The organism is Roseixanthobacter psychrophilus, from assembly GCF_043195195.1.
Classification (GTDB): Bacteria; Pseudomonadota; Alphaproteobacteria; order Rhizobiales; family Xanthobacteraceae; genus NCEH01.
Window position 1 is genome coordinate 1 of the sequence record NZ_JBAFWT010000217.1, and the last position, 315, is coordinate 315.

The following is a 315-nucleotide window of genomic DNA, read 5'->3' on the forward strand; positions in this document are numbered from 1 at the left end:
CCTCGCCATCTTCCCGATCCTGGTCTGGGTCTATGTCCGGCTGGCGCGGCAGGAGGAAGCGGCTGCCCGCGCCGAGTTTGGGCCCCTGTGGGACGATTACGCCCGTCGCGTTCCCGCCTTTCTCCCTCATATCGCAATTTCATCCCCATACGCCCCTTCCTCCGGAGACGGTCCTCATGACTGAGCATGACGCGCACGCCGGCCATCATCATCATGACCCTGTGGATCACCCGCACGCCGGGGCGGAGCGTTCGCCCGTGGAAGCGGTCAAGGACCCCGTCTGCGGGATGGAGGTGAACCCGGCCACGGCCGGGT

Annotated in this window: 1 pseudogene; it reads left to right on the forward strand. The window is 66.7% G+C overall.

Annotation, left to right across the window (positions count from 1 at the left end):
- Nucleotides 1–184 (forward strand): annotated as a pseudogene (locus V5F77_RS29265) (isoprenylcysteine carboxylmethyltransferase family protein); the annotation flags it as partial.
- Between the last annotated feature and the right edge of the window lie 131 nt (nt 185–315).